Origin of the sequence: Nonomuraea marmarensis (genome assembly GCF_043197025.1) — a bacterium.
GTDB classification, from domain to species: domain Bacteria; phylum Actinomycetota; class Actinomycetes; order Streptosporangiales; family Streptosporangiaceae; genus Nonomuraea; species Nonomuraea marmarensis.
On record NZ_JBICRM010000043.1, the window covers coordinates 30,328 to 56,891 of the forward strand.

23 protein-coding genes are annotated in these 26,564 nt (G+C 70.0%); 4 read left to right on the forward strand and 19 right to left on the reverse strand.

Annotated features, from left to right (window positions below):
* Positions 1–164: 164 nt before the first annotated feature.
* The 3 genes from ACFLIM_RS43590 to ACFLIM_RS43600 all read right to left on the reverse strand — a co-directional run bounded on the left by ACFLIM_RS43590 (position 165) and on the right by ACFLIM_RS43600 (position 2,832).
* A complete protein-coding gene (locus ACFLIM_RS43590; protein WP_393175489.1) occupies positions 165–950 on the reverse strand; it encodes a cyclase family protein in 786 nt (261 codons plus the stop codon).
* A gap of 16 nt (positions 951–966) precedes the next feature.
* Positions 967–2,280 carry a replication-associated recombination protein A gene (locus ACFLIM_RS43595; protein ID WP_393175585.1) on the reverse strand — a complete coding sequence of 438 codons (1,314 nt, stop codon included), beginning with the start codon at positions 2,278–2,280 and terminating at the stop codon, positions 967–969.
* A 69-nt stretch (positions 2,281–2,349) separates the two neighbouring features.
* The gene (locus ACFLIM_RS43600) at positions 2,350–2,832 is read right to left on the reverse strand and encodes a DUF2231 domain-containing protein (protein WP_393175490.1); all 483 of its coding nucleotides are present in this window, start codon (positions 2,830–2,832) and stop codon (positions 2,350–2,352) included.
* Positions 2,833–3,000: 168 nt separating this feature from the next.
* Here ACFLIM_RS43600 and ACFLIM_RS43605 point away from each other — a divergent pair, with 168 nt between their 5' ends.
* Positions 3,001–3,909, forward strand: a complete 909-nt coding sequence (locus tag ACFLIM_RS43605; RefSeq protein ID WP_393175492.1) for a peptidylprolyl isomerase — start codon at positions 3,001–3,003, stop codon at positions 3,907–3,909.
* 104 nt (positions 3,910–4,013) lie between these two features.
* On the opposite strand, the gene aspS is transcribed toward ACFLIM_RS43605, so the two are convergent.
* Genes aspS through ACFLIM_RS43620 form a run of 3 tightly spaced genes read right to left on the reverse strand, consistent with a single transcriptional unit; the run spans position 4,014 to position 7,752 of the window.
* On the reverse strand, positions 4,014–5,750 hold the full coding sequence (gene aspS / locus ACFLIM_RS43610) for an aspartate--tRNA ligase (RefSeq protein ID WP_393175494.1): 1,737 nt from the start codon (positions 5,748–5,750) through the stop codon (positions 4,014–4,016).
* A complete protein-coding gene (hisS, locus tag ACFLIM_RS43615; RefSeq protein WP_393175496.1) occupies positions 5,747–7,003 on the reverse strand; it encodes a histidine--tRNA ligase in 1,257 nt (418 codons plus the stop codon). The genes aspS and hisS overlap by 4 nt, the downstream gene beginning before the upstream one ends.
* Positions 7,003–7,752, reverse strand: a complete 750-nt coding sequence (locus ACFLIM_RS43620; protein ID WP_393175498.1) for an MBL fold metallo-hydrolase — start codon at positions 7,750–7,752, stop codon at positions 7,003–7,005. The genes hisS and ACFLIM_RS43620 overlap by 1 nt, the downstream gene beginning before the upstream one ends.
* Before the next feature lie 138 nt (positions 7,753–7,890).
* On the opposite strand from ACFLIM_RS43620, the gene ACFLIM_RS43625 reads away from it, so the two are divergent.
* The 3 genes from ACFLIM_RS43625 to ACFLIM_RS43635 all read left to right on the forward strand — a co-directional run bounded on the left by ACFLIM_RS43625 (position 7,891) and on the right by ACFLIM_RS43635 (position 11,209).
* Positions 7,891–8,760, forward strand: coding sequence for a peptidylprolyl isomerase (locus tag ACFLIM_RS43625; protein ID WP_393175500.1), 870 nt, complete (start codon positions 7,891–7,893; stop codon positions 8,758–8,760).
* A gap of 62 nt (positions 8,761–8,822) precedes the next feature.
* Complete coding sequence (locus ACFLIM_RS43630; protein WP_393175502.1) at positions 8,823–10,052, forward strand: DUF349 domain-containing protein; 1,230 nt, start codon at positions 8,823–8,825, stop codon at positions 10,050–10,052.
* A 68-nt stretch (positions 10,053–10,120) separates the two neighbouring features.
* On the forward strand, positions 10,121–11,209 hold the full coding sequence (locus ACFLIM_RS43635; protein WP_393175504.1) for a cupin domain-containing protein: 1,089 nt from the start codon (positions 10,121–10,123) through the stop codon (positions 11,207–11,209).
* Positions 11,210–11,212: 3 nt separating this feature from the next.
* Here ACFLIM_RS43635 and ACFLIM_RS43640 read toward each other — a convergent pair whose 3' ends face one another.
* The 13 genes from ACFLIM_RS43640 to ACFLIM_RS43700 all read right to left on the reverse strand — a co-directional run bounded on the left by ACFLIM_RS43640 (position 11,213) and on the right by ACFLIM_RS43700 (position 26,310).
* On the reverse strand, positions 11,213–13,405 hold the full coding sequence (locus tag ACFLIM_RS43640) for a RelA/SpoT family protein (protein WP_393175506.1): 2,193 nt from the start codon (positions 13,403–13,405) through the stop codon (positions 11,213–11,215).
* 188 nt (positions 13,406–13,593) lie between these two features.
* Positions 13,594–14,112, reverse strand: a complete 519-nt coding sequence (locus tag ACFLIM_RS43645; RefSeq protein WP_393175508.1) for an adenine phosphoribosyltransferase — start codon at positions 14,110–14,112, stop codon at positions 13,594–13,596.
* A gap of 324 nt (positions 14,113–14,436) precedes the next feature.
* The gene (gene secF / locus ACFLIM_RS43650) at positions 14,437–15,420 is read right to left on the reverse strand and encodes a protein translocase subunit SecF (protein WP_393175510.1); all 984 of its coding nucleotides are present in this window, start codon (positions 15,418–15,420) and stop codon (positions 14,437–14,439) included.
* A gap of 1 nt (position 15,421) precedes the next feature.
* Positions 15,422–17,224 (reverse strand): protein translocase subunit SecD, encoded by a 1,803-nt coding sequence (gene secD, locus ACFLIM_RS43655; RefSeq protein ID WP_393175512.1) that lies wholly within the window; start codon positions 17,222–17,224, stop codon positions 15,422–15,424.
* 43 nt (positions 17,225–17,267) lie between these two features.
* Complete coding sequence (yajC, locus tag ACFLIM_RS43660) at positions 17,268–17,645, reverse strand: preprotein translocase subunit YajC (RefSeq protein WP_393175514.1); 378 nt, start codon at positions 17,643–17,645, stop codon at positions 17,268–17,270.
* Between the two features lie 212 nt (positions 17,646–17,857).
* The gene (gene ruvB / locus ACFLIM_RS43665) at positions 17,858–18,889 is read right to left on the reverse strand and encodes a Holliday junction branch migration DNA helicase RuvB (protein WP_393175516.1); all 1,032 of its coding nucleotides are present in this window, start codon (positions 18,887–18,889) and stop codon (positions 17,858–17,860) included.
* A gap of 126 nt (positions 18,890–19,015) precedes the next feature.
* Positions 19,016–19,636 (reverse strand): Holliday junction branch migration protein RuvA, encoded by a 621-nt coding sequence (gene ruvA, locus ACFLIM_RS43670; RefSeq protein WP_393175518.1) that lies wholly within the window; start codon positions 19,634–19,636, stop codon positions 19,016–19,018.
* Entirely contained in the window at positions 19,633–20,163 is a 531-nt protein-coding gene (ruvC, locus tag ACFLIM_RS43675; RefSeq protein WP_393175587.1) for a crossover junction endodeoxyribonuclease RuvC, read from the reverse strand. Before ruvC ends, ruvA begins: the two co-directional genes overlap by 4 nt.
* Positions 20,164–20,247: 84 nt before the next feature.
* The gene (locus ACFLIM_RS43680) at positions 20,248–21,375 is read right to left on the reverse strand and encodes a GNAT family N-acetyltransferase (RefSeq protein WP_393175520.1); all 1,128 of its coding nucleotides are present in this window, start codon (positions 21,373–21,375) and stop codon (positions 20,248–20,250) included.
* A 26-nt stretch (positions 21,376–21,401) separates the two neighbouring features.
* Positions 21,402–23,030: a hypothetical protein gene (locus ACFLIM_RS43685; RefSeq protein ID WP_393175522.1), complete on the reverse strand. Its 1,629-nt coding sequence runs from the start codon at positions 23,028–23,030 to the stop codon at positions 21,402–21,404.
* A gap of 124 nt (positions 23,031–23,154) precedes the next feature.
* Positions 23,155–23,904, reverse strand: a complete 750-nt coding sequence (locus tag ACFLIM_RS43690) for a YebC/PmpR family DNA-binding transcriptional regulator (RefSeq protein WP_393175524.1) — start codon at positions 23,902–23,904, stop codon at positions 23,155–23,157.
* Positions 23,905–23,907: 3 nt separating this feature from the next.
* Positions 23,908–24,486 (reverse strand): pyridoxal 5'-phosphate synthase glutaminase subunit PdxT, encoded by a 579-nt coding sequence (gene pdxT / locus ACFLIM_RS43695; RefSeq protein WP_393175526.1) that lies wholly within the window; start codon positions 24,484–24,486, stop codon positions 23,908–23,910.
* Between the two features lie 132 nt (positions 24,487–24,618).
* Positions 24,619–26,310 (reverse strand): alkaline phosphatase D family protein, encoded by a 1,692-nt coding sequence (locus tag ACFLIM_RS43700; RefSeq protein ID WP_393175528.1) that lies wholly within the window; start codon positions 26,308–26,310, stop codon positions 24,619–24,621.
* Between the last annotated feature and the right edge of the window lie 254 nt (positions 26,311–26,564).

Genomic DNA, 26,564 nt, shown 5'->3' on the forward strand with positions numbered 1-26,564 from the left:
TCTCCCTCGTACGCTGGGCCGGAACGGCAAGACCCTATCGCGTTCGAGTGACAACGTTGGTGAGGACGCCGGGCTCGATCAGGCCGCCCCCGGAGGTAACCGTCGCCCTCACACGGTAGTGCTTCCCCGCCACCGCCCGTTCACCACGGCATTCCGCTGCCTTCTCACGCCGGCAGGCGGGCGTAGGCGCGTACCGGGACGCGTCCCACACCCATGAGACGCGGGGGCGCCGCCGTGAACCTGGCCCCGGTCGGCGGGAGGCTATCCAGCCCGGTCAGCCTGTCGACGACGGGAACGCCCGCGCCGAGCAGCACCTGCCGCGCGGGCCGCTCTTCGTGCGCGCCGTCGTCGAGCCCGTCGGCGTCGGTGCCGACCAGCGCGACGCCGTGCTCCACCAGCCAGCCGGCCGCCGCGGGCGTGAGGCAGTGCCCTTCGCGCACCCCCGTGTGCAGCAGCACAGCATGATCGCGTACGTCGAACGCGGCCAGCGATCCGACGTCGATGGCAGGCCGCTCGGCCCCGACGACCCGCACCACCACGGCCGGGAGATCGACGGTCCGTGACAGGGGGATGGCGAGGAGGTCGCCGTAGGGGGCTTCGAGGTAGGTGCCGCCTTCCTGCGGGAGGTGGTTGAGCTCGACCACCTTGCCTGGATTGTGTGCGCCCTGGTGCGATCGCGGATTGTGGATTGCCCGGTCTGAGCTTGGATCCTGGCGGCTCCGGTCGGATGGACCGCCCCTGGTGCCTTTGTGCGGCTCGGCGAAGATCCGCACGTTGGTGAGCTCGGCGGTGTCGGTCATCAGCAGGCCGAGCGAGGCCACGAACAACGCCGCGATCTCGCTCTTCGGGGTGTCGGGACCGGGCAGGTCGACGCGGAACCCGTGCACGGTGAGATCGCCGCCGTTGCTGAAGGCGATGACGGCGTCGAAGGAGGCGCGGTAGTCGGGCATGGCGCAAGGGGCGGGGTCAGGAGCCGCGGAGGAAGTCGCGGATCTTCGCCCACCGGTCGGCGACCGGGGCCTCGGCGCCGTGCCGGGTCGGCTCGTAGTAGCGCCGGTCGCGCACCTGCTCAGGCGCGTAGTCCTGGCGCACCAGCCCGTGGTCGAAGTCGTGCGGGTATTTGTAGCCGTCCCCGTGGCCGAGCTTGGCCGCCCCCGGGTAGTGGGCGTCGCGCAGGTGGCCGGGGACCTGGCCGATCAGGCCCCGCCGTACGTCGCCGATCGCCGCCCCGATGGCCTTGACCACCGCGTTGGACTTGGGCGCCATGGCGCAGTGGATGACCGCGTGCGCCAGGTTGATCTGCCCCTCGGGCAGCCCGATGAGCTGCACCGCCTGGGCGGCGGCCACCGCGGTCTGCAGGCACGTGGGATCGGCCAGGCCGACGTCCTCGGAGGCGAAGATGACGATGCGGCGGGCGATGAACCGCGGGTCCTCCCCCGCCTCGATCATGCGGGCCAGATAATGCAGCGCCGCGTCGGCGTCGGATCCGCGCATCGACTTGATGAACGCGCTGATCACGTCGTAGTGCTGGTCGCCCTGCCGGTCGTAGCGCACGGCGGCCTTGTCGACGGCCTTCTCGACGACTTCGACCGTCACGCGGGGAGCTTGCTCCCCGCGCGAGTAAGACGCCTCTTCCGTGCTTTTGGGGGGGGACGCGGGGGGCTCGCCCCCCGCGGGTTGCAGCGCCGCTGCCTCCAGATAGGTCAGCGATCTGCGAGCGTCGCCGCCGGCGAGGCGTACCAGATGCTCCAGGGCCTCGGGGGCGAGCGTGACGCGTCCGTCCAGGCCGCGCGGGTCGGATACCGCCCGCGCCAGCACCGCGCGGACGTCGTCGTCGGACAGCGACTCCAGCGTGAGCAGCAGCGAGCGCGACAGCAGCGGCGAGATGACCGAGAAGAACGGGTTTTCGGTGGTCGCCCCGATGAAGGTGACCCAGCGGTTCTCCACGGCGGGCAGCAGGGCGTCCTGCTGGGCCTTGTTGAAGCGGTGCACCTCGTCCACGAACAGCACGGTCTGGCGGCCGGTCATGCCCAGCTCGCGCCGGGCGTTGTCGATGGCGGCCCGCACGTCCTTGACGCCGGCCGACACGGCGGAGACCTCGACGAAGCGGCGTTTGGTGACGTTGGAGACCACGTAGGCGAGCGTGGTCTTGCCGGTGCCGGGCGGCCCCCACAGGAACAGCGACATGGGAGCCTCGCTCTCGACCAGCCGCCGCAGCGGGGTGCCTGGGCCGAGCAGATGCCGCTGGCCGAGCACCTCGTCGAGCGTGCGCGGGCGCATCCGTACCGCGAGCGGCTGGGGGGTGGCCTCCTCGGCCGCCGAATCGAACAAGCTCTCCACAACGCGAGATTACACTCCCCAAACGGCTCTCGCTCCGGAGTCTCCAGCGCGGAAGACGTAATAGCCCGCCACCGCCGCCAGCACCAGCGTCAGGCCCGACAGGACCAGCGTCGCTCCGCGGCCGAATCTGTCGCGGCCGATCGAGTCGCGGGCCGGGCGGGTGGCGTACACGAGCAGCAGCGCCGCCACCGCCAGCCCGAGCACTGACAGCAGCAGCGGGGTGGCGAAGCTCTGGTGGGTGGTGATGCGGGCGCCCAGGCTGCCGTCCGCCGTGGCGAAGCGGGCCGCCCTGAGGCTCTCGCCGCTCTCCTTGGCCGCGAAGACCGCCCCGGGCGCGGCCAGGGAGAGCAGCACCACCGCCCACGCGACGTACGGACGCCAACGGGACAGCAGCGCGTAAGCCGCGGCGGCGACAACGAGCAGCGGAGTCAACACCACGGCGAAGTGAATGATCAGGGGGTGGGCCGGCAGGCCCAGGATCTGGTCGAACATGAGGCGCTCCTTAGTGCTTATTTCAACTACGAATCCGAGCGCCGTATGGTTCGCGGTCACTGTCGCCACAGTCACCAGATTTCGTCACTTATGTCAGGCAGATCTCGAAGGCCGGTAGCATGCGCGGAGTTGTTTGGTCATGTGTCGGCAAAGATGAAGGAGACACCGGTGAGCGGCGAGGACCGCCAGAGCGAGCTGGCGCGGGAGCACAAGGAGCGGCAGGAGAAGCGCGCAGCAGCCGAACAGACCGCCAAGGGAAGGCGGAACACCTTCATCGGCGCGGGCGTGGCCGTGGTCGTGGTGGCGGGCGGCATCTTCGCCGCGACCACCCTGGTCGGCAATGACAGCACGGACCCGGCCTCGGCGGCGAGCACGCCATCGGCCTCGGCCTCGGCCTCGGCGTCGGCCTCGTCCGCCGCGCCGACGGAGCTGCCGAGCACCACGCCGCCCAAGAAGGCGGGCGCGGTCTCCTGCACGTACAAGAAGGACACGTCGGTTCCGAACAAGTTCGTGGGGCTGCCGGGCAAGAAGCCCAACATGAAGCTCAAGACGATGACCGTGCGCACCAACCACGGCGACATCGTCATCGAGGTGGACCCGAACGCCACCCCGTGCTCGGTCAACTCGATGGACTTCCTGTCGAAGAAGCACTTCTACGACAACACCAAGTGCCACCGGCTGGTGACGCCGGAGACGGCCGGGCTGTTCCTGCTGCAGTGCGGCGACCCGCAGGCCAAGGCGGACGGCAAGAACCCGACGGACGGCCAGGGCACGGCCGGGTACGTGTACGGCGACGAGGCCGTGGGCGCCATCCCCTACACCAGGGGTGTGGTGTTCCTGACGCAGCCCCAGGACGCGGCCGGGCAGAACAGCAGCCAGTTCGCCATCTCACTGTCGGACGAGAACGCGCAGCTCGAGCCGCAGTTCTCGGTGCTGGGCATGGTCCGGTCCGGCTTGGAGATCATCGAGAAGGTCGCCAAGGACGGCATGCTGGTCAACCCGGACGACATCACGGGCGACGGCGGCTCCACCGCGCCGAAGAACCCGATCATCATCAAGAGCGTCACGCTCAAGTAGAGGTCCACGCGAAAACGGCAGGCACCGACCGGTGCCTGCCGTTTTCGCGTGGTACGGCTCTCGCGCACGGCCGGGCGTCATTCGGCGCCCGGCCGTGCCTTCGTCTACGCCTCGACCTTGGGCTTGGCGTCGACGCCCGCCTCCTTGCGCTGGTCGGCCGTGATCGCCGTGGGCGCGCCCGTGAGCGGGTCGAAGCCGGAGGCCGTCTTCGGGAACGCGATCACGTCACGGATCGACTCGCCACCCGACAGCAGCATGCAGATCCGGTCCCAGCCGTAGGCGATGCCGCCGTGCGGCGGAGGGCCGTACTTGAACGCCTCCAGTAGGAAGCCGAACTTGCTCTCCGCCTCCTCCTTCGAGATGCCGAGCACGTCGAACACGCGCTGCTGCATCTCGGCCCGGTGGATACGGATCGAGCCGCCGCCGATCTCCATGCCGTTGCAGACCATGTCGTACGCGTACGCCAGCGCCTGCCCAGGATGGTCCTGGAAGTTGTCGGCCCATTCCGGCTTGGGCCCGGTGAACGGGTGGTGCACGGCCGTCCAGCCGCCTTCCCCGTCCTCCTCGAACATGGGCGCGTCCACCACCCACAGGAACGACCACTGCGACTCGTCGATCAGCCCGCAGCGCCGCCCGATCTCCAGCCGGGCCGCGCCGAGCAGGTCGCGGGAGGCGTTCGCGGAACCGGCCGCGAAGAAGATCGCGTCACCGGGGTCCGCTCCCACCTTGGCGGCGAGCCCGGAGAGCTCCTCGTCCGACAGGTTCTTCGCGACCGGACCGCCGAGCGTGCCGTCCTCCTGGACCAGCACGTAAGCCAGGCCCTTCGCGCCGCGCGAGCGGGCCCACTCCTGCCAGCCGTCGAGCTCCTTACGGGTCTGCGAGGCCCCGCCCGGCATGACCACGGCGCCCACGTAGTCGGCCTGGAAGACGCGGAACGAGGTGTCGGCGAAGTAGCCGGTCATCTCGACCAGTTCCTGGCTGAAGCGCAGGTCCGGCTTGTCGGAGCCGAAGCGGGCCATCGCGTCGGCGTACGTCATGCGCGGCAGCGGCGTCGGCACCTCGTAGCCGGCGATCTCCCGCCACAACCGGCGGATCAGCGTCTCGCCGACCTCGATGACGTCGTCCTGGTCCACGAAGGACATCTCGACGTCGATCTGCGTGAACTCCGGCTGCCTGTCGGCCCGCAGGTCCTCGTCGCGGTAGCACTTGGCCAGCTGGTAGTAGCGCTCCAGGCCGGCGACCTGGAGAAGCTGCTTGAACAGCTGGGGCGACTGCGGCAGGGCATACCAGTTGCCGGGCTGGAGGCGTACCGGGACCAGGAAGTCGCGGGCGCCCTCGGGCGTGGAGCGGGTCAGCGTCGGCGTCTCGACGTAGACGAAGCCCAGCTCGTGCATCACCTCGTTGGCCAGGTAGGTGGCCTTGGAACGGGTACGCACCGCGTTGGCCACCTGCTGGCGGCGAATGTCGAGATAGCGGTATTTGAGGCGCGCCTCCTCCGACACGCCCACATTGCCCTCGATGGGGAACGGCAGCGGCGCGGACTCGCTCAGCACCACCACCCGCTCCGCCACGACCTCGATCGCGCCGGTGGGCAGGTCGGGGTTCTCGTTGCCCTCGGGACGCAACCTGACCTGGCCGACGACCTGCACGCAGTATTCGGCGCGCAGGTCGTGCGCGTGATCTTCCTCGCGGAAGACCACCTGCGCCGAGCCGGAGGCGTCACGCAGGTCGATGAAGACGACGCCGCCGTGGTCACGGCGGCGGGCCACCCATCCTGCGAGCGTCACCTGCTGCCCGGCGTGCCCCTCGCGGAGCGACCCGGCGGTATGCGTGCGGATCACTGCACTTTCCCCTTCAAGACGTCGACGACCTCGGCCAACGGCACCTCGGTCTGTTCAGCGGTGGTCAGGTCTTTCACTTGCACGGCCTCGGCCGCCAGGTCACGCTCGCCCAGGATCAGCGCGAACCGGGCGCCGGAACGGTCGGCACCCTTCATCGCACCCTTGAGCCCCTTGCCACCGAAAGCCATGTCGGCGGCGACACCGGCCGCGCGTAGGTCGCTCACGAGCTTGAACATGACCCGCGCCGCCTCGTCGCCCAGCGCCACACCGTACACCTCGCAGCGGGGCGGGGTGGCGAGCGCGACGCCTTCCCGCTCCAGGGCGATGACGGTGCGGTCGAGGCCCAGGCCGAAGCCGATGCCGGGCAGTTGCGGCCCGCCGATGGCCTCGGAGAGCCCGTCGTAACGGCCGCCGCCGCCGATGCCGGACTGCGCGCCCAGCAGCGGGTGGTCGAACTCGAAGGTGGTGCGGGTGTAGTAGTCGAGCCCGCGCACCAGCCTGGGCGCGTCCTCCCACGGGATGCCGAGGTCGGCCAGGAGCTGCTTGACCCGGTCGTGGTAGGCCTTGCAGTCGGCGCACAGGTGGTCGCCGATGAGCGGCGCGCCCTCGAGTTGCGCGCGCACTTCGGGACGATTGTCGTCGAGCACGCGCAACGGATTGATCTCGATCCGCGCCCTGGTGGCCTCGTCGAGGTCGAGCGCGCGCAGGAACTCCTGCAGCCGGGCCCGGTAGATCGGCCGGCACTCCTTGCAACCCAGCGAGTTGAGCAGCAGCCGCACCTTGGTGAGACCGAGCGTGGAATACCACTGCCAGGCCACCGCGATGGTCTCGGCGTCGACGGCCGGGTCCTCGCTGCCGATCGCCTCCAGGTCGAGCTGGTAGAACTGCCGGTAGCGGCCCTCCTGAGGTGCCTCTGCCCGGAAGACCGGCCCGTGGGTCCACAGCTTCACCGGGAGCTGGCCGCGGTGCAGGCCGTATTCCAGGACCGCGCGCAGCACGCCGGCGGTGAACTCCGGACGCAGCGTCAGCGACCTGCCGCCGCGGTCGGTGAAGGTGTACATCTCCTTGCTCACGACGTCGGTGGACTCGCCGACGCCGCGTGCGAACAGCTGGGTGTCCTCGAAGACCGCGGTCTCCAGGTAGGCGTAACCCGCGCGCCTGGCCATCTCCGCGAACGCTCCGCGAATCGCGTAGAACGTCGAGGCCTGCGGCGGAACGTATTCCTTGACCCCTTTTGGTGCTTGGAAGCTCATTAGATCCCTCGTGTGGGACCGGCGTGCGGCGCCGCCTCTTTCAGGTATGGGTTGGTTGCGCGCTCGCGGCCGATCGTGGTCTGTGGTCCGTGGCCCGGCAGGACGACCGTATCGTCAGGCAGCGGCAGGCACTTGGTGGCCAGGCTGCGCAGGATGGTCGGGTAGTCGCCGCCGGGAAGGTCGGAGCGGCCGATGGACCCGGCGAACAGCAGGTCGCCCGAGAGCAAGACCCCTTGGGGGGCTTCGCCCCCCAAGTCCCCCCCAAAGTCAAAGGCTTGGAAGATTGCCCTCTCTGCCTCGAAGCTAGCTTCGAGGCGGAAACTCACCGACCCCCGGGTATGGCCAGGTGTGTGGTCGACCACGAGCTCCAGGCCCGCGAGCCGGAGCACGGCTCCGTCGGACAACTCCCGCACGTCGTCGGGCTCGCTCAGCGTGAGGCCGCCGAACAGCTGCGCGCTCGTGTCGGACCAGCCCGCGGCCGGGTCGCTCAGCAGGTGGCGGTCGTCGGGGTGGATCCACGCGGGTACGTCACGCGCGCCGCAGACCGGGGCCACCGACCAGACGTGGTCGAGGTGGCCGTGGGTGAGCAGGACCGCGACCGGCTTGAGCCGGTGCTCCCGCAGCAGCTCGTCGACCCCGTCGGCCGCGTCCTGACCTGGATCGACGATCACGCACTCCTCGCCGGCCGCGGGCGCGACAACGTAACAATTGGTCTGGAAGGCCCCTGCGGGGAAGCCGGCGATGAGCATCTGCCTCAGGTGATCTCGTCGAAAAGCCAATGGGAATGTAACCGAAGGGTACCGGTGCGGGTCGCCGGGCTGCGAATCATTACCCGTTGGCCGATACGATTCGCCCACCTCAGTTGATTCACTATGGGAGGCAAAGCGGTGGCCACGGGGAAGGACCGGCAGAAGCAGCTGGCGCGCGAGCACTACGAGCGGCAGATGCAACGCCGCGTGGAGCGCGAGCAGAAGGCCAAGCGCACGGCGATCATCGGCTCCACAGTGGGCGTGGTGATCGTGGTCGGCGGCATCGTGGCCGCGGTCGCGCTGCTGGGCGGCGGAAACACGGGCACGGACGCGGCCGCGTCGCCCACGGCGTCCCCAGAGGACACCGCCACGGCGCCGCCGACGACGGGCCCGAAGCCGTACAACGCGGCGGCGGGCACCTGCGACTACGTCAAGGACACCGCGGGCGGTCAGGTCAAGGACGTCGGCCTGCCGCCGGCGAAGGTGAAGACCACCCCGGCGAAGAAGACGATGACGTTCAAGACCAACCTCGGCGACATCGTCGTCGACCTCGACAACGCCAAGGCGCCCTGCACGACCAACTCGCTGGAGCACCTGGCAAAGAAGAAGTACTACGACGGCAGCAAGTGCCATCGGCTCGGCAGCGGCCAGTTCCCGATGCTGCAGTGCGGCGACCCGACGGCCAAGGCCGACGGCAAGAGCCAGGACGGCTCCGGCGGCCCCGGCTACGTGATGGCCGAGGAGAACCTGCAGGGCGCCCAGTACAAGCGCGGCGTGATGGCGATGGCCAAAACCCAGGCGCCGGGCAGCACGGGAAGCCAGTTCTTCCTCGTTTTCGGCGACATCCAACTCACCCCGGATTACACGCCGGTGGGTACGATCACCAAGGGGCTCGACATCCTGGACAAGGTGAGCAAAGCGGGCGTCATCGCCGACATGGGGGATGGGACCGGGGCGCCAAAGCAAACCGTCGAAATCAAAGACGTGACAATCGCCGGCAAGAGCTGACGTAATACAAACTAGGGACGAAGTAGTCCCGAAGGGTCTGATGGATAGTGCGGGAGGACACGGTGAGCACCGACCCGTGGGGCCGGGTAGACGACGACGGCACCGTCTACGTGCGTACGGCTGAGGGAGAGCGGGCCGTCGGCTCCTGGCAGGCCGGTGAACCCGAAGAGGCACTGGCCTACTTCCATCGCAAGTACGACGAGCTGGCCGGTCAGGTCGCGCTGCTCGAGCAGCGCATGAAGGGCACCGATCTGGCTCCGGCGCAGGCCGAGGCCAGCATCGCCAAGCTGCGCGAGGCCGTCGCCGACGCCCACGCGATCGGCGACCTGGCCGCGCTGACGGCCCGGCTCGACGGCCTGACGGAGCTGGTCGGCCACCGCCGCGAGGAGGTCAAGGCGGCCCGCGAGCAGGCTCGGGCCGAGGCCAGGTCGGTCAAGGAGCGCATCGTCGCCGAGGCCGAGCGCATCGCGGACGAGACCACCCACTGGAAGTCGGGCGGTGAGCGGCTGCGCCAGCTCGTCGAGGAGTGGAAGGCCGCCGACCGCATCGACAGGGTCACCGAGGCCGCGCTGTGGAAGCGGCTGTCGGCCGCCAGGACGGCGTTCGCCAAGCGGCGCAAGCAGTACTTCGCGGGGCTCGACGAGCAGCGCGAGGGCGTACGCGCGGCCAAGGAGCGCATCGTCGCCGAGGCCGAGGCGATCGCGGACTCGACCGACTGGGGCGCGACCGCGGCGATCTACCGCGAGCTGATGCAGCAGTGGAAGAACGCCGGGCGCGCCTCGCGCGAGGCCGAGGACGAGCTGTGGGCCCGCTTCAAGGGCGCCCAGGACCAGTTCTTCCAGGCGCGGTCCGCGGTGTTCGCCGAGCGCGACGCCTCCCTGGCGGCCAACGCGGAGATCAAGGAGGAGCTGCTGGCCGAGGCCGAGAAGATCCTCCCCGTCACCGACGTGCGCACTGCGCGCGGCGCGCTGCGGCACATCCTGGAGCGGTGGGAGGCCGCCGGGCCGGTGCCGCGCGAGCAGCGCGACCGGCTGGAGGGCGGGCTGCGCAAGGTGGACGAGGCCGTGCGCAAGGCCGAGGACGCCGAGTGGAAGCGGTCCAACCCCGAGGCCAGGGCCCGCGCCCAGAGCACGGTCGACCAGCTGCGCACCTCGATCGAGCAGTTGGAGAAGCGGCTGTCCAAGGCGCAGGCCGCCGGTCGCGCCAAGGACGTCAAGGAGGCCGAGGAGGCCCTGATCGCCCGCCGCTCGTGGCTGGAGGAGGCCGAGCGCACGCTGACCGAGTTCAGCTGAGCCGGGGGCCCCCGCCCCTCACTGCGGAATCCCGCAGGCGGGCGGGGGGCTTGATCTAGGCTGGCCGTATGGATCCCGTCAGCGCCGCGCGTGGCCTCGTCGAGGAGATGTTCCCGGGGGCCCTGTACGCCTTCGTCGGCGGCAGCGTGCTCACCGAGCGCCGCACCAGCACCTCGGACCTCGACGTGGTGGTGGTGCTCGACGGCCTGGCGACTCCCTACCGCGAGTCGCTGCGGTGGCGCGAGTGGCCGGTGGAGCTGTTCGTGCACAGCGAGACCAGCCTGCACGCCTACCTCGACAAGGACTTCGACCGGCGGCAGCCGAGCCTGGCGCGCATGTGCGCCGAGGGCGCCGTGCTGACCGACAGGACTGGCGGGCGGGCCAGCGACCTGCAGAGCGCCCTGAGCGAGCGCCTGGCGGCCGGTCCCGGCGGTCTGACACCCGGCCAGGCCGAACGGGCCAGATACGCGCTCTCCGACCTCCTGGACGACCTGTCGGGGACGACGGATCCCGGCGAGCAGGCGTTCATCCGCTGGGAGGTGGTGCAGGCCACCGCCAGGACGGCGCTCGGCGTGGGGCGCAGGTGGCAGGGGAGCGGCAAGTGGCTGCTGCGCGAGTTGCGCGCGCACGACCCCGTGCTGGCGGACGAGCTGCTTTCCGCCCATGAGGATCCGGTACGCCTGGCGGCCGTCGCCTCGGATGTGCTGGAGCGGGCCGGAGGGCGTCTCTGGGAGGGTTACCGGGCCGAGGGGGACCCGTTCCACCGGCCGCTGCGTCACGTCGCCTCTGGGGAGCTCTCGGGCGAGACGGCGCAGAGTCCGGGCATGCGCCGGCTGGCCGCGATCAGCGGCGCCACGGCCGGATCCTCGCGCCTCTGGATGGGCCAGACCCACGTGGCCCCCGCCACCCGCTCGTCCGACCACCACCACGGGGCTTCCGAGACGGCCATCTACGTGGTCAGCGGCACGCCGTCGTTCGTGTTCCTGGAGGACTCGCGGGAGGTGCGCCTCGACGCCGAGCCCGGCGACTACATCTACGTACCGCCCTATACGCCCCATCGGGAGGAAAATCGGGATCCGTCCCAGGAGGCGGTCGTGGTGATCGCGCGCAGCACCCAGGAGGCGATCGTGGTCAACCTCCCCAGCCTGGCCGGATAGCCCTCAGCTGCTGGCGCCGCTGACCCGGTAGACGTCGAAGACGCCCTGAATGCTGCGTACGGCCTTCAGCACGTGTCCCAGATGCTTGGGATCTCCCATCTCGAACGTGAACTTGCTGATCGCCACCCGATCCCGGGAGGTCGTGACGGAGGCGCTCAGGATGTTCACGTGCTGGTCGGACAGTGTGCGCGTGACGTCGGACAGCAGCCGCGGCCGGTCGAGCGCCTCCACCTGGATCGCCACCAGGAAGACGCTGTCGTCGCTCGGTGACCAGCTGACCTCCACCAGGCGGTCGGGCTGCGTCTTGAGCTGCTGCACGTTGGTGCAGTCGGCCCGGTGTACCGAGACGCCGTGGCCCCGGGTGACGAATCCGACGATGTCGTCGCCGGGCACCGGGGTGCAACATTTCGACAGGCGTACCCACACGTCGGCGTCGCCCGCCACGACCACGCCCGCGCCGCCGGCGCCCCGGGGACGGCCGCGCAGCCGCGTCGGCAGCGAGGTCTCGGCGATGTCCTCCTCGGCGCTGTCGACGCCGCCGATCGAGGCCACCAGCTTCTGCACGACGGCCTGCGCCGCGACGTGGCCCTCCCCCACGGCCGCGTAGAGCGCGGACACGTCGGGATAGCGCAGGTCGCGGGCCAGCGCCAGCAGCGACTCGCCGGACATCAGCCGCTGCAGCGGCAGGCCCTGCTTGCGCATGGCGCGGCCGATGGCCTCCTTGCCGGCCTCGATCGCGGTCTCGCGGCGCTCCTTGGAGAACCACTGCCGGATCTTGTTGCGGGCCCGGCCGGACTTGACGAACTTCAGCCAGTCGCGGGACGGCCCCGCGTCGGGGGACTTGGAGGTGAAGATCTCGACCGTGTCGCCGTTGCCGAGCCGCGACTCCAGCGGCACCAGCCGCCCGTTGACACGCGCGCCGATGCAGCGGTGACCCACCTCGGTGTGTACGGCGTAGGCGAAGTCGACCGGCGTGGCCCCCTCGGGCAGGGCGATGACCTGACCTTTCGGGGTGAACACGTAGACCTCGGACACCGACAGGTCGAACCGCAGCGACTCCAGGAACTCGCCCGGGTCGGAGGTCTCCTTCTGCCAGTCGAGGAGCTGGCGCAACCAGGCCATGTCGCTGCCCGGCTTGACCTTGCCGGTGGGGCCGGGAGCACCGACCTCCTCCTTGTACTTCCAGTGCGCGGCCACGCCGTATTCGGCCCTGTGGTGCATCGACTGGGTGCGGATCTGCAGCTCGACCGGCTTGCCCTCGGGACCGATCACCGTCGTGTGCAGCGACTGGTACATGTTGAACTTGGGCATCGCTATGTAGTCTTTGAACCGCCCCGGCACCGGATTCCACCGCGCGTGGATCGTGCCGAGCGCCGCGTAGCAGTCGCGCACGTTGTCGACCAGCACGCGGATGCCCACCAGGTCGTAGATGTCGTCGAACGCCACATCGCGGGCGATCATCTTCTGGTAGACCGAGTAGTAGTGCTTCGGCCGGCCCTTGACCACGGCCCGGATCTTCGCCTCGCGCAGGTCGCCCGAGACCTTCTCGATGACCTCCTGCAGGAACAGGTCCCTGCGCGGCGCCCGCTCCGACACCATGCGCGCGATCTCGTCGTAGCGCTTGGGGTAGAGCATGGCGAAGGCGAGGTCCTCGAGCTCCCACTTGATCGTGTTCATGCCCAGGCGGTGCGCCAGCGGGGCGAAGATCTCCAGGGTCTCGCGCGACTTCTGGTGGCGCTTGTGCTCGGGCAGGTAGCGCATGGTGCGCATGTTGTGCAGCCGGTCGGCCAGCTTGATGATCAGCACCCGGATGTCGCGCGACATGGCGACGACCATCTTGCGCACCGTCTCGGCCTGCGCGGCGTCGCCGAACTTGACCTTGTCAAGCTTTGTGACGCCGTCGACCAGGGACGCGATCGTGTCGCCGAAGTCGCCGCGCAGCTCGTCGAGGCTGTAGGCGGTGTCCTCGACCGTGTCGTGCAGCAGCGCCGCGCACAGGGTCTCGTCGTCGGTGCCGAGCTCGGCCAGGATGGTCGCCACGGCCAGCGGGTGGGTGATGTAGGGGTCGCCGGACTTCCGCTTCTGGTCGCGGTGGTGGTAGGCGGCGACGTCGTAGGCACGCTCGATCACGCGCAGGTCGGCCTTGGGATGGGTGGCCCTCACGGTCCGGAACAACGGCTCCAGCACCGGATTCATGGCCCCACCCCCAAACCGCCTTCGACGCACCGCTGGAACGCCGGCCGCCTCGGCACTGCCGGAGTCGGTTACGTCGGGCGCGACCACATCACGGGGCACACAGACTCCTCACGCAATTGCTCCTCACGTTCGAGTCCAGATCCCCTTAGTGTATCCAGGCGGCCAACCTGCACCGTCGCGGGCCGGGCTCAGACGATCACGAGGGAGTGCAACCCCACTCCCGCCAGCCGGTCACGTCCGTTGAGAAAGGCCAGCTCCATGAGCACGGCGACGCCGACGACCTCGGCTCCGGCCCTCTCCACCAGCTCCACGGTGGCCTTCGCCGTGCCGCCCGTGGCCAGCACGTCGTCGACGATGAGAACGCGGTCGCCGGGCGTGAAGGCGTCACGGTGGACCTCGATGGTCGCGGAGCCGTACTCCAGATCGTAGGACTCTTCGAGGGTCGCGGCGGGCAGTTTCCCCTTCTTCCGCACGGGCACGAATCCGGCCGCCGCCCGGTACGCCACGGGGGCGGCCAGAATGAACCCCCGGGCCTCGATCCCCACGATCTTGTCCACCTGCTGGATCCCGGCCAGCGCGTCCACCACGGCCGCCATCGTGACGGGGTCGGCCAGGAGCGGGGTGATGTCCTTGAACACAATGCCCGGCTTGGGGTAGTCGGGGACGTCCCTGATCCGGTCCAGGATCATCGTGCTCAGCTCACTCATGGCGTTTCCTCGCATTTCTACCGGCCGTCTGCCGGGCTCCATGATGCTGCATCCCGCCCCACTCCCGAACCGCCCAACGTCCGATCCACCACCCGCACCGGACGCAAGGCACGCGGGCCGCCGCTGTTGACGCTGCTTGGGTGCCCGATCGCGTCCCTCCGCGTCCCCAGGACGTCCTCTGAGGCGCCGCAGACGACCCCATCCTGTCCCGCGGACACCTGGCACTCGTTACGTCCCCATGCGCCCGATCAGGGCTCCGGGTGGACATGGCGACGCCCCCGACCCGTGCAGGGCCGGAGGCGTCGTACCTTGCGCAGGAAGCGGCTATCCCTTGGCTACCGCCGCGCTTTTGGAACCCTTCCCACCCCCGGTGGAGGCGAGCCTGCGGGCGATGGCCCGGTACTTCGGCTCCCGCTCCTTGAGCGTCACCAGCAGCGGCGTGGCAACGCACAGCGACGAGTACGTACCGACGATCATGCCCACGAACAGCGCCAGCGACAGGTCCTTCAGCGTGCCCGCCCCGAGCAGCGTCGTGCCGATGAACAGGATCGCCGCCACCGGCAGGATCGCCACCAGCGACGTGTTCAGCGACCGGATCAGCGTGTGGTTGAGCGCGTTGTTGGCCGCCATCGAGTACGTCTGCTTCGACGTGTGCCCCAGCTTGGCCGTGACCTCCTTGATCATGTCGAACACCACGACCGCGTCGTAGAGCGAATAACCGAGGATGGTCAGGAAGCCCAGCAGCGTCGCGGGCGTCACCTCGAAGCCCGACCAGGCGTAGATGCCGGCCGTGATGACGAGGTCGTGGATGAGCGCGACGATCGCGGCCAGCGCCATCTTCGGCTCGAACGCCATCGACAGGTACAGGATGATCGCCAGCATGAACACGCCCAGGCCGATCCAAGCCTTCTGGGAGACCTCACCGCCCCAGGACGCGCCGATCGACTGGATGCTGACCTGGCTGATGGGGACGTTGAAGTCCTTGGCGACCGCGGACTGCACCTGGTTCATGGTGCCTTCCGAGAGGGTCTCGGTGGTGACCCGCCAGCCGTCGCCGGCCGTCTGCACGATCGGCTGGTGCACGCCCTCGTCGAGGAAGACCGTACGGACCTGCTCGATGTTGGTCGTAGACGCCTTGAACGAGAAGACCGACCCGCCGGTGAACTCCACGCCCAGGTTGAGCCCGTTGAACAGCAACCCGGCCAGCGAGACGACCAGCAGGATGCCGGACAGGCTGTACCACAGCTTCCAGCGGCCGACGAAGTCGACGTCGATCTCGCCGCGGTAGAGGCGACGCCCCAGTCCCATCTCAGGCCTCCTGCGGATTGGTCGTGCGGCCGGTCGAGCCCGCTTCGCTCATGCGCTCGGCGTCGAGACCGGACAGCGGGTGCCCCTTGGCGAAGAACTTCAGCCTTGCCAGCAGAGCGATGAACGGCTTCGTGAACAGGAACACCACCACGATGTCGATCAGCGTGGTCAGGCCCATCGCGAACGCGAACCCGGCCACACCGCCCACCGCCAGGAAGTAGAGCACGATCGCGGCGATGAACATGACGGCGTCGGCGATCAGAATCGTGCGCCGGGCACGGACCCAGGCCACCTCGATGGCCGCGCGAAGCGTCCGCCGCCCTTCCTTCATCTCATCACGTATGCGTTCGAAGTACACGATGAAGGAGTCGGCGGTGATGCCGATCGAGACCACGAGGCCGATGATGTGCGGCAGCGACAACCGGAAGTTGGCGTTGTGGCCGAGCACGACCACCGCCGTGTACGTCAGGATCGAGGCGACCACGAGGCTCAGCACCGCCACGATGCCCAGGCCCCGGTAGTAGAGCAGGCTGTAGAAAACCACCAGCGCCAGGCCGATGATGCCCGCGATCAGGCCGCCCTGCAGCTGGTCCTGGCCCAGGGTCGAGGAGACCGTGTCGATCGAGCTGCGGTTGAACTTCAGCGGCAGCGCGCCGTATTTGAGCTGGTCGGCCAGGTTGGTGGCGCTGATCTGGTCGAAGCCGCCGGTGATCTCGGCCCGGCCGCCGGGGATCGGGCTGATGATGTTGGGGGCGGTGATGACGACGCCGTCGAGCACGACCGCGACCTTGTTGCGCGGCTCCTGGGCGTTGTAGGCGGCGGTGGTGAGCTTGCTCCACTCGCCCGCGCCCTTGCTCTTGAAGTCGAGCTGGACGAGCCACTCGGTGGTGCCCTGCTGAACGCCCGCCGAGGCCGTGTTGATGTCGGTGCCGACGACCTTGGCGACGTCGAGGACGTACTTGTAGCTGCCGTCGGTCTCGCAGGCGGCGTACTGCTTGTTGGGGTCGTCCTGGACGCCCTGGCCGCGGTTGGCGGGGTTGGCGCAGTCGAGCTTGTTGAACTGGGCCAGCACCGCGGGGTCGATGCCGTTGGTGTCGATGCCGGCGTTGGGGTCCTGGGTGGGCGGCTGGCTGGCCTGCCCGGTCGGCGTCGCCGTCGGCGTGGCCTTGGCGTCCTGGCCCTTCTTGCCGTCCTGCTGCTGCTTCTGGCCGCTCTGCGTGGCCGAGGGCGCCGCCGACGGAGAGGCGGCGGGGCTCTGCGCGGTCAGCGCCGACGACAGCGCCTTGCCCGTCGGGGACGTGCTGGGCTTCGGCGCGGAGGCCGACTGGGAGGTGGACGGCTGGGCCGGCTGCGTCGCCGAAGAGGACGGCGCGGCCGTGCCGCTCGGCGTGGGGGCGTTAGTGGCCAGGTCCTGCGGGACCTGCGTGGCCGCCATGGCGAGCACCTGGCGGAAGCGCAGCTCCGCGGTGGTGGCGACCAGCTTGACGGCCTCGCTCTGCCCGACGCCCGGAATGGAGATGATGATGTTGTCGCCGGACTTGGCGACCTCCGCGTCGGAGATGCCGGTGCCGTTGACCCGATCGCGGATGATGTTGACCGCGCGGTCGAGGATCTCCTCTGGCGGAGACGCGTTGTTCTGCGTCACGGGAGACAGAGTCACCGTCGTGCCGCCGGCGAGGTCGAGCCCCAGCTTGGGCGTGAACGCCCGCTGCAGGAGCATCGTCCCGCCCAGGGCGAGGATGAGCGCCAGCAGCACCAGGAGCGTACGCCCCGGTCGGCTGTGGCGGCTGGTCGGTCGGGCCACTGGTCGTCAGTTCTTTCAGATAGAGGTTTGTCGCAGAGCTTAGTCAGGACTGCTTGGTGCTGGAGTCCTGGTCGCCGTTGCGATCCACGGTGGCCCCGGACTCGTTCGTGTCCTCCTCGTCGGGTTCGGCCTGCTCGTCGGCCACGGGAGCGTCGCCGGGCGTGACGACGCGGCCGATGGCGGCCTTCACCCAGCGGGTCTCGATCCCTGGAGCGATCTCGAGGACCACGTCCTCATTGTCCACCGTGACCACGGTACCGAACAGACCGGTCGTGGTCATGACGCGCGCGCCGGGCGCAAGCGAGTTTTGCATCCGGACCGACTCTTGCTGGCGCTTTCGCTGGGGGCGGATCAGCAGGAAGTAGAACACCACCACCAGCAGAATCAGCGGCAGGATGCTTCCGAGTTGTCCCAGTTCCATAAGGGGCGACCTTCCATTGTCGTACAAGAAGTTGACACCGGCCTCGCGCCGGAAATTCCGTTGCGTTGCGTCGGGCCGCGCCGCTCAGCCCGTCAGCCTACACAGCCAGCCAAGCCACGGAGTGTAGGCGCTTGTTGCGAAACGCGGCAACGAGGCAGCGTTTCGGCGCGCGGGGAAGTTCCCAATTCGAAACGGTTGCAACCGTTCTGTAATCAGTCGAAAAGCGTCGCTCCGAACGCGTCGGGGGGCGGGGTCATACCCAGGTGGCTCCACGCGGCCGCGGTCGCGACCCGGCCGCGCGGGGTCCTGGCCAGCAGACCTTGGCGTACGAGGAACGGCTCGGCCACCACTTCGACCGTCTCCGGCTCCTCCCCCACGGCCACCGCCAGCGTGGACAGCCCGACGGGTCCACCGCCGAACTTCCGCAGCAGCACGCCCAGCACCGCCCGGTCGAGCCGGTCGAGCCCTTCGGCGTCGACTTCGTACAGGTTGAGCGCCGCCGAGGCGATCTCCCGGTTGATCAGCCCGTCGGCCCGCACGTCGGCGAAGTCGCGCACCCGCCGCAGCAACCGGTTGGCGATGCGGGGCGTGCCCCGGGACCTCCTGGCGATCTCGTGGGCCCCTTCACCGGGCAGCGTGACCCCGAGCAGCCTGGCCGATCGGTAGAGCACCTGCTCCAGCTCGGCGACCTCGTAGAAGTCCATGTGCGCGGTGAACCCGAACCTGTCGCGCAGCGGCGCGGGCAGCAACCCGGCCCGCGTGGTGGCTCCGACCAGCGTGAACGGCGCGATGTCGAGCGGGATGGCGGTGGCTCCCGGGCCCTTGCCGACGATGATGTCGACCCGGAAGTCCTCCATGGCGAGGTAGAGCATCTCCTCGGCGGGCCTGGCCATGCGATGGATCTCATCGATGAACAGCACCTCGCCCTCGGCCAGCGTGGACAGGATGGCGGCGAGGTCTCCGGCCCGTTCCAGGGCGGGCCCGGAGGTGATCCTGAGCGGCGCGTTGAGCTCGGCCGCGATGATCATGGCCAGGGTGGTCTTGCCGAGCCCGGGAGACCCGTTCATCAGCACGTGGTCGGGCGGCCGCTGCCGCCGCAGAGCGCTCTCGAGGACCAGCGACAGCTGCTCGCGCACGCGTCCCTGGCCGATGAACTCGCTGAGCCGCTTGGGCCGGAGCGCCGCCTCGATCTGCAGCTCGTCGCCCTCGGCATCGGGCGAGACCAGCTCCCGCTCAAACCCCACGCGCGCACCTCCTCCCGGCAGCCCCAAAGCTAACGGCGACCCGCCTGCCACGCCACCATGACGCGCCACGGAGCACACGCTCCGGCACATCGCCGCGGCGGCGGGACCTAACGGCGGGTTGCGGCGTCATCGCACGCTCAGCAAGCGGAGTGCGGCCTTCAACAGCACGGCCACCCGCGGCTGGCGGCCCGCCGCGAGGTCGGCGTCGGCGTCCGGCTCCACGGCGGCGATGGCCTCGTCGGCGTCCTTGCTGGAGTAGCCCAGCCCGACCAGGCCCGAGTGGACCTGCTCCCGCCACACCGCCACCCGCCGGTCGCCGTTGAGGGCCGCGTTGACCGCCTCCTCGGGCGTGCCGAGCCGGTCCTTCAGCTCCAGCACGATCCGCTGCGCCCCCTTCTGCCCGATCCCCGGCACCTGCGTGAGCGCCTTGAGGTCGGCGCTGGCCACGGCGACCCGCAGCGCGTTGGGCGAGTGCACGGCGAGCATCGCCAGCGCCAGCTTCGGCCCGACGCCGCTGGCCGTCTGCAGCAGCTCGAACACGGCCCGCTCGTCGTCGTTGGCGAACCCGTAGAGGGTGAGCGACTCCTCGCGCACCACCAGCGACGTGGCCAGCCGCGCGTCCTCGCCGACCCGGAGGGTGGCGAGGGTGCCAGGAGTGCAGTGGGTGAGGATCCCGACGCCGCCGACCTCGATCACGGCCCCGTCGGGCGCGATCGCGGCCACCTTGCCCGCCACCGACGCGATCACAGCTTGGCGTCCTTCCGTGTGGCCTTGGCCAGGGCTTCGGCGAGGCGGTGCTGGGCGCCGCCGCGCCAGACGTGGCAGATCGCCAGGGCGAGCGCGTCCGCGGCGTCGGCCGGCTTGGGCATCTCGGACAGGCGCAGCAAGCGGGTGACCATGGCGCCGATCTGCTTCTTGTCGGCGGTGCCGCTGCCCGTGATGGCCGCCTTGACCTCGGACGGCGTGTGCAGCGCCACGGGGAGCCCGCGCCTGGCCGCGCACAACACGGCGATGCCCGCGGCCTGCGCGGTGCCCATCACGGTGCGTACGTTGTGCTGACTGAAGACCCGCTCGACCGCGACCGCGTCGGGACGCACGTCGTCTAGCCACCGCTCGATCCCGGCCTCGATGCCGACGAGCCGGGCGCCGAGCTCCTCGTCCGAGCCGGTGCGCACCACCCCGACGGCCACCAGCGTCAGCGGCGCGCCCGGACGCCCTTCGACCGCGCCCAGGCCACACCGGGTCAGCCCCGGATCGACGCCCATCACCCGCACCGGCATGCCCTCCCGCGCCGCCGAACATCAGTTCGGCACGAGACTCTACTCCGGCTGAGGTGGCCGTGCACCGGGAAACGCCTGTCAGAAGTACTCAAGCATGTACGGCTTCGCGGCGAAGGCCGAGTCGAGGGCCTCGTCGTATCGGTCATCTCCGGACATGAGCCCGCCGAGTCGCAGCGTGGCCGTCGGGATTCCGGCGTACAGGGCGGAGAAGCCGTTCACGCTGAGCTGAACGCCGGGCGATGAGACCGGCGTGGCCGCGCCCGAACCGCCCGAGATCTCCAGCCGCCACGTGCCCCCGCCGCTGAGCGGGTCGTCCACGGTGACGACGGCGTCGCAGGCCACGTGCTCCGGATAACCCCTGCGCTCGGCCGCGGCGGCCACGTCCAGCACCCTGAACATCCACCGCACCTGCGTGACCCGCTCCTTCGAGCGCTCGCGCAGCAGCCACAACACCGGGTCGTCGGGAGCCACGGGCGCGATGACGTCGTGCGCGATCGACGAGGCGGTGCCCACCAGGGACCACAGCGCCCTGAGGGTCTCCCCCGATCCGGCGACGAGGCTTTCGACCCGGATGTCGTCGCCGCGCCACCGGTAGATGACGTAGCCGTCGTCGGCGAGGTAGAGGAAGTCGTCCTCGTTGCCGAGCCACAGGGCCCAGGTGCGTACGTCCCAGGAAACGGGACCGCTGGCGCGGGCGGCACCGTGGACGCGGTGCAGCACGGCGACCACCTCCGCCGCGTCACCGGGCCCCATCCTGCGCAGCTTGACCTGCCCGGACGGCCGGATCTGGCGCAGCGACTCGGCCGGGAGCGTCACGTTGTGCTGCGCCCCGGCGTGCTCGTAGCCGAGCGCGCGGTAGATGGGCGTGGTGGCCGGATAGAGCGCGGACACCGCGTCGCCGAGCGCCACGCCGCGGTCGATGACGGCCCGCATGAGCCGGGTGCCGACGCCGCGCCCGCGGTCTTCGGGGTTGACGGTGACCCCCGCGATCCCCGCCATCGGCTGCGGCCTGCCGTGCCACCACTGGGTGAACTGCCGCAGCCGGGCCGCCCCGGCGAGCCTGGACCCGTCGAACACCCCCAGGTAACGCCCCTCGGCGAGCACCGGGAGCACGGCCCGCCGCCACTGCGCCTTGTCGGCCGCCGACAGCGGGCCGAACGAGCGCCTGCGCAGGTCAAGGACGCCGTCAAGGTCATCGGGAGTCACGTCGCGAATTTCCACAACGACACAATCTATGCAGCGGGCGTACGAGGCCGCGAACCGTTTGTCGTGACGGCGAGCCTGTCGAGGTAGAACACCTGCGCCGCCACGGCGGCGACCAGCGCGACGACCACCACGACCAGCGGCGTCGCGGCGCCGACGTCGGGCGTGGCCACGGTGAACCCGCCGAGCTGGGCCATCTGCGCGACAGGAGCGGTGAACAGCTCGGACTTCTGGGCCACGAGCAGCGGCCAGAGCAGGTCCTGGGCGTTCATCAGCGCGACGGCCCCGGCGAGGATGCCCGCCATGGGGAGCGAGGGCAGGAACACGCCGCTGAAGAAGTCCCGGTCGGTACGCTCCGCCAGCCCCTTGCACAGCAGCGTGAGCACCAGCAACGCCGGGACGCTCACCAGGAGGGGCGGGAACAGGGCGAGGAAGGTGTCGATGAGGCCCATGTTGCGCATGTTCTGCCAGTTCGCGACGCCGAGCGGGCCCGGGCCGACGAACAACCAGGGCGCGAACACCAGCAGCGACCACTCACTCCCCCGCCCGAGCGGCCGCAGACCGCCGATGCCGAGCGCGGCCAGGTAGGCGACGCCCACCGACACGAGCGCCCCCGCGACGGCGGGCACCCAGGTGTTCAGCTGCGCCCGCAGGCCGCCCACCCCGTTCTCCGGCACGGCCAGCACGCCGTCGATCCAGGGCCAGGTGCACACGAGCGCGACGGCCACGACGACGACCAGCACCGTCACGCCGACGGCCACACCGACCGGACCCGGCCTGCGCTCGGTCAAGCCGCCGGCGGGCGGGTACGCGGCGCTGGGCGCGACTCGCGGGGTCAGCGTGATCCGCGTGCGCGAGGCCACCGCGATGACCGTGGCGACGATGCCGAGCACGCCCACGATCACCCCCGTGAGGGCCGCGACGGCCGCACCAGGGCCGAATTCGGCCAATCTGAAGGCGTAGTCGTACTGCAGGCCCGCGAGCGTCTCTGTGGAGCGCTCAGGCCCTCCCCTGGTGAGCACCAGCCCGATCGAGAACACCTGGAGCCCCACCGCGACCGTGGCGAGCCCGACGAGCGCCCCGACCACGAGCATCGCGGGCGCGACGCTGCCGCCGCGCAGGGCGGGCAGGAACGCGGTGAGGGCCAGCGCGCAGACCACCCCGAACGTGGCGGCCACGATGATCAGCCGGAGCGTTCCCGGCGCCGTGGCCGGATCACGCAGCCCCTCGGCCAGGGTGGCCACGCCGGACGCGTTCGGCATCGCCCCCCGGATCCAGGCCGCCGCCACCCCCACCGGGGAGAACGTGACGACGGCCAGCGACAGCGCGATCCGCCCGGCCCGCCGCGGCCAGGTGCCCGCCCGGTCGAGTGACAGGGCCAGCAGTGGCCCCACGACCAGGGCCACCAGCAGCGGCATCACGATCAGCGAGAGCGTGAACCCCAGCGCCCGCCAGAACTCGCCCTCGCCCAGCAACTCGGCGTAGTTGGCCGGCCCGACGAAGGTGCTCTCCCGTAATACGCCACCGCTCTGGAGGCTGAGCCAGATCGTCTGCCCCGTCGGCAGCACGAGGGAGATCAGGGTGCCGAGCAGCGCAGGCACGGCCAGCAGCCAGCCGAGCGCGGGAGAGGGTGCCTGTGGAGGGGTGGGGGAAGTCACGTCAGCCGACCCTACGCCGCCGCGACCCTCCCTCGCACGCCAAGACCCCACGTGAAACGCGTCCGAGCGGGCGCGCGGCACACCAGGGGACCGGCGGAACCGAGCCCCTGCGGAAGCGAACCGCTTAGTCCAGCGCCGCCAGCACGTCGTCGGAGACGTCGAAGTTGGCGAAGACGTTCTGCACGTCGTCGCTGTCCTCCAGCGCGTCGATGAGCCGGAACACCTTCTTGGCGCCCTCCTCGTCCAGCGGCACGCTCATCGTCGGCAGGAAGCCCGACTCGGCCGAGTCGTAGTCGATCCCGGCCTCCTGCAGCGCCTTGCGCACCGGCACCAGATCCCCGGCCTCGGAGACGACCTCGAACGACTCGCCCAGGTCGTTGACCTCCTCGGCGCCCGCGTCGAGCACGGCCATGAGCACGGTGTCCTCGTCGAGCCCTTCCTTGGGCACGATCACGACGCCCTTGCGGTTGAACATGTAGGAGACGGACCCGGGGTCGGCCAGCGAGCCGCCGTTGCGGGTGAGCGCGACGCGCACCTCGGAGGCGGCGCGGTTGCGGTTGTCCGTGAGGCACTCGATGAGCACGGCGACGCCGCCGGGCGCGTAGCCCTCGTACATGATGGTCTGCCAGTCGGCGCCGCCGGCCTCCAGGCCGCCGCCGCGCTTGCGGGCCCGCTCGATGTTGTCGTTGGGCACGGAGTTCTTCTTCGCCTTGAAGATGGCGTCGAAGAGGGTGGGGTTGGCGTCCGGGTCAGGGCCACCGGTCCGGGCCGCCACCTCGATGTTCTTGATGAGCTTCGCGAACAGCTTGCCGCGCTTGGCGTCGAGCGCGGCCTTCTTGTGCTTCGTCGTCGCCCATTTGGAGTGGCCGGACATTACCTAGAGCTCCCTCAGCATGTCTACGAAGTAACGGTGCACGCGCGTGTCCCCGGTCAGCTCGGGGTGGAACGACGTCGCGAGCAACGGCCCTTGCCGGACCGCGACGATCCTATCCCCAGGCTCGCACCTGCCCAGCACTTCGACGTCGGCGCCGACGGATTCGACCCAGGGCGCCCGGATGAACACCGCGTGCACCCGCTCCCCGGCGAAGTCCAGGTCGGACTCGAACGAGTGGACCTGGCGGCCGAACGCGTTGCGCCTGACCACCATGTCGATGCCGCCGATCGTCTGCTGGCCCGCGACGCCGTCCTCGATCCTGTCGGCCAGCATGATCATGCCGGCGCAGGAGCCGTAGGCGGGCAGGCCTTCCTTGATCCGCATCCGCAGCGGCTGCAGCATGTCGAAGGTCTCGGCGAGCTTCCACATGGTGGTGGACTCGCCGCCGGGGATGACCAGGCCGTCGACCGCGTCCAGCTCGGCGGGCCGGCGTACGGCGGTGGCCGACGCGCCTGCCTCCTGAAGCATGCGCACATGCTCGCGCACGTCTCCCTGGAGAGCGAGTACACCGATCGTGGGCACAGTCGATCCTTCCGTCCGGGTGCGGGTTCCGACAATTCAACACCAGGATGGCCCGGGATCTTCCTACGGGGCCGGCGCGACAGGGCCGGACCAGGCGCGTGCCTGGTCCGGCCCTGTGCCGGTCTGGGAGGGTTACGGGCGTTCGGTCTCCAGGCGGACCGTCTCCTCCGCCGTCATCGGCTGCATGCGCAGCGCCGGATCCAGCGGCCGCAGGTACGTCTGCCGCACCCCCGCCACCCGATCCTCGATCACGAACGTGGCTCTCGTGTAGACCTCGGACCCGGGCGTCTGCACCTGCGGCACGACCTTGAAGTCCGCCGTCAGCTGGTCGCGCTCGATCTTCGTCAGCACGTACCCGCGCTGGTTGTTGTAGAACTTCAGGTGCGGGTTGATCGCCAGGAACGGGTGCGTGGCCGGGTCGGAGTCGGCGCCGTTGCCGCCGGTGGAGATGGAGGTGGCCACCAGCTCGGAGCCGACGGAGGGCCCGGTCGGGTCGTCGTAGTCGAGCTTGAGGTCGCTGGCCCAGTGGGCGTGCACGTCACCCGTCAGGACCACGGGGTTGCGGACCTCGGCGTCCACCCAGCCCTGCGTGATGCGCCGGCGGGAGGCGACGTAGCCGTCCCAGGCGTCCATGCTGGTGATCTTGGCGGGGCCGGCGTTGTTGTCGCGCTGGGCGAAGAACACCTGCTGGCCGAGGATGTCCCACTGCGCCCGCGAGTGGCGGAAGCCGTCCAGCAGCCACGCCTCCTGCGCCGCCCCCGTGAGCGACCGCGCGGGGTCGACGGCGGCCGGGCAGTCCTGGTAGCCGTCGCCGCAACCCTGGTCGTCGCGGTACTGGCGGGTGTCGAGCATGTGGAACGTGGCCATCCGGCCCCACCTGACGCGCCGGTAGAGCTGCATGTCGATGCCGCGCGGGATCGAGGTGCGGCGCAGCGGCATGTTCTCGTAGTAGGCGCGGAAGGCGGCCTCGCGCCTGGTCAGGAAGTTCGGCTGGGGCACTTCGGGCTTCTCGGGCACCTCGTCGGCCCAGTTGTTGTCCACCTCGTGGTCGTCCCACACGACCAGCCACGGCGCGGCGGCGTGCGCGGCCTGGAGGTCGGGGTCGGCCTTGTACTGGGCGTGGCGCTGGCGGTAGTTGGCCAGGGTCTCGGTCTCGGGGCCCTCGTGGTGGCGGACGTTGCCGCCGGGGATGGTGTAGGTGTTCTTGGTGTACTCGTACTGGTAGTCGCCCAAGTGCAGGATGGCGTCGGGGCGCTCCTCGGCCAGCCTGCGGTAGGACGTGAAGAAGCCGTGCTCGTACTGGGCGCACGAGACGAACGCCATGGACAGCGCGCCGCCGTACGAGAGCGGGTGCGGGGCCGTGCGGGCGCGGCCGACCTGGGAGACGTACGGGCCGACGCGGAAGCGGTACCAGTAGTCGCGGTCGGAGCTCAGGCCCTGGACCTCGACGTGCACGCTGTGGCCCCATTCCGGCGTGGCCACGGTCACGCCGGAGCGGACGACGCGCCGGCCGCGCTCGTCGGCGTACACCTGCCACTGCACCGGGAACGGCCGCTGCGGCATGCCGCCGAGCCCGTCCTCGGCCATGGGCTGCTGGGCCAGCCTGGTCCACAACACGAAGCCCTCGTCGTCCGGGTCGCCGCAGGCGACGCCGAGCGTGAACGGGTCGGTACGCAGCCCGCGCGAGGCCAGGCTCTGGGCCGTCTCTGCGGCGGGATCGGCGGTGGGCTCGGGCTCGGCGTGCGCGGCGCCGGCCGGGATCGCGGCGGCCGCACCCGCGGCTAACCCTGTGACGAGGAAGTGTCTGCGATTCACCTTGGACACGTGTGACTCCTGTGACGATCAAGGGTGAGGGGACGCCACGTAGCTTGACTGAGAATCGTGACTACGTGGTGAACACCACACAACACGAAAGAGGCGACATCCTTCGCGGATGCCGCCTCTTTCGGCAATTTCCACCGTCACATCGTGGGTGCGAAGCCCGCTGGACGCGGGCCCGCCGTGGTGCCCCGCCATGCGGGATGCGGCGTCCGTTGCCTGGCGCAGATCATCATGTCACCCGGTGAAACCCTGTGACC

Bases quoted from the DNA above. Each gene is read 5' to 3' on its own strand.
- ACFLIM_RS43590 (WP_393175489.1), bottom strand. From the start codon at position 950: ATGCCCGACTACCGCGCCTCCTTCGACGCCGTCATCGCCTTCAGCAAC.
- ACFLIM_RS43595 (WP_393175585.1), bottom strand. From the start codon at position 2,280: ATGCGCCCGCGCACGCTCGACGAGGTGCTCGGCCAGCGGCATCTGCTC.
- ACFLIM_RS43600 (WP_393175490.1), bottom strand. From the start codon at position 2,832: ATGTTCGACCAGATCCTGGGCCTGCCGGCCCACCCCCTGATCATTCAC.
- hisS (WP_393175496.1), bottom strand. From the start codon at position 7,003: ATGAGCTTCCAAGCACCAAAAGGGGTCAAGGAATACGTTCCGCCGCAG.
- ACFLIM_RS43620 (WP_393175498.1), bottom strand. From the start codon at position 7,752: ATGCTCATCGCCGGCTTCCCCGCAGGGGCCTTCCAGACCAATTGTTAC.
- ACFLIM_RS43635 (WP_393175504.1), top strand. From the start codon at position 10,121: ATGGATCCCGTCAGCGCCGCGCGTGGCCTCGTCGAGGAGATGTTCCCG.
- ACFLIM_RS43640 (WP_393175506.1), bottom strand. From the start codon at position 13,405: ATGAATCCGGTGCTGGAGCCGTTGTTCCGGACCGTGAGGGCCACCCAT.
- ACFLIM_RS43645 (WP_393175508.1), bottom strand. From the start codon at position 14,112: ATGAGTGAGCTGAGCACGATGATCCTGGACCGGATCAGGGACGTCCCC.
- secF (WP_393175510.1), bottom strand. From the start codon at position 15,420: ATGGGACTGGGGCGTCGCCTCTACCGCGGCGAGATCGACGTCGACTTC.
- yajC (WP_393175514.1), bottom strand. From the start codon at position 17,645: ATGGAACTGGGACAACTCGGAAGCATCCTGCCGCTGATTCTGCTGGTG.
- ACFLIM_RS43690 (WP_393175524.1), bottom strand. From the start codon at position 23,904: ATGTCCGGCCACTCCAAATGGGCGACGACGAAGCACAAGAAGGCCGCG.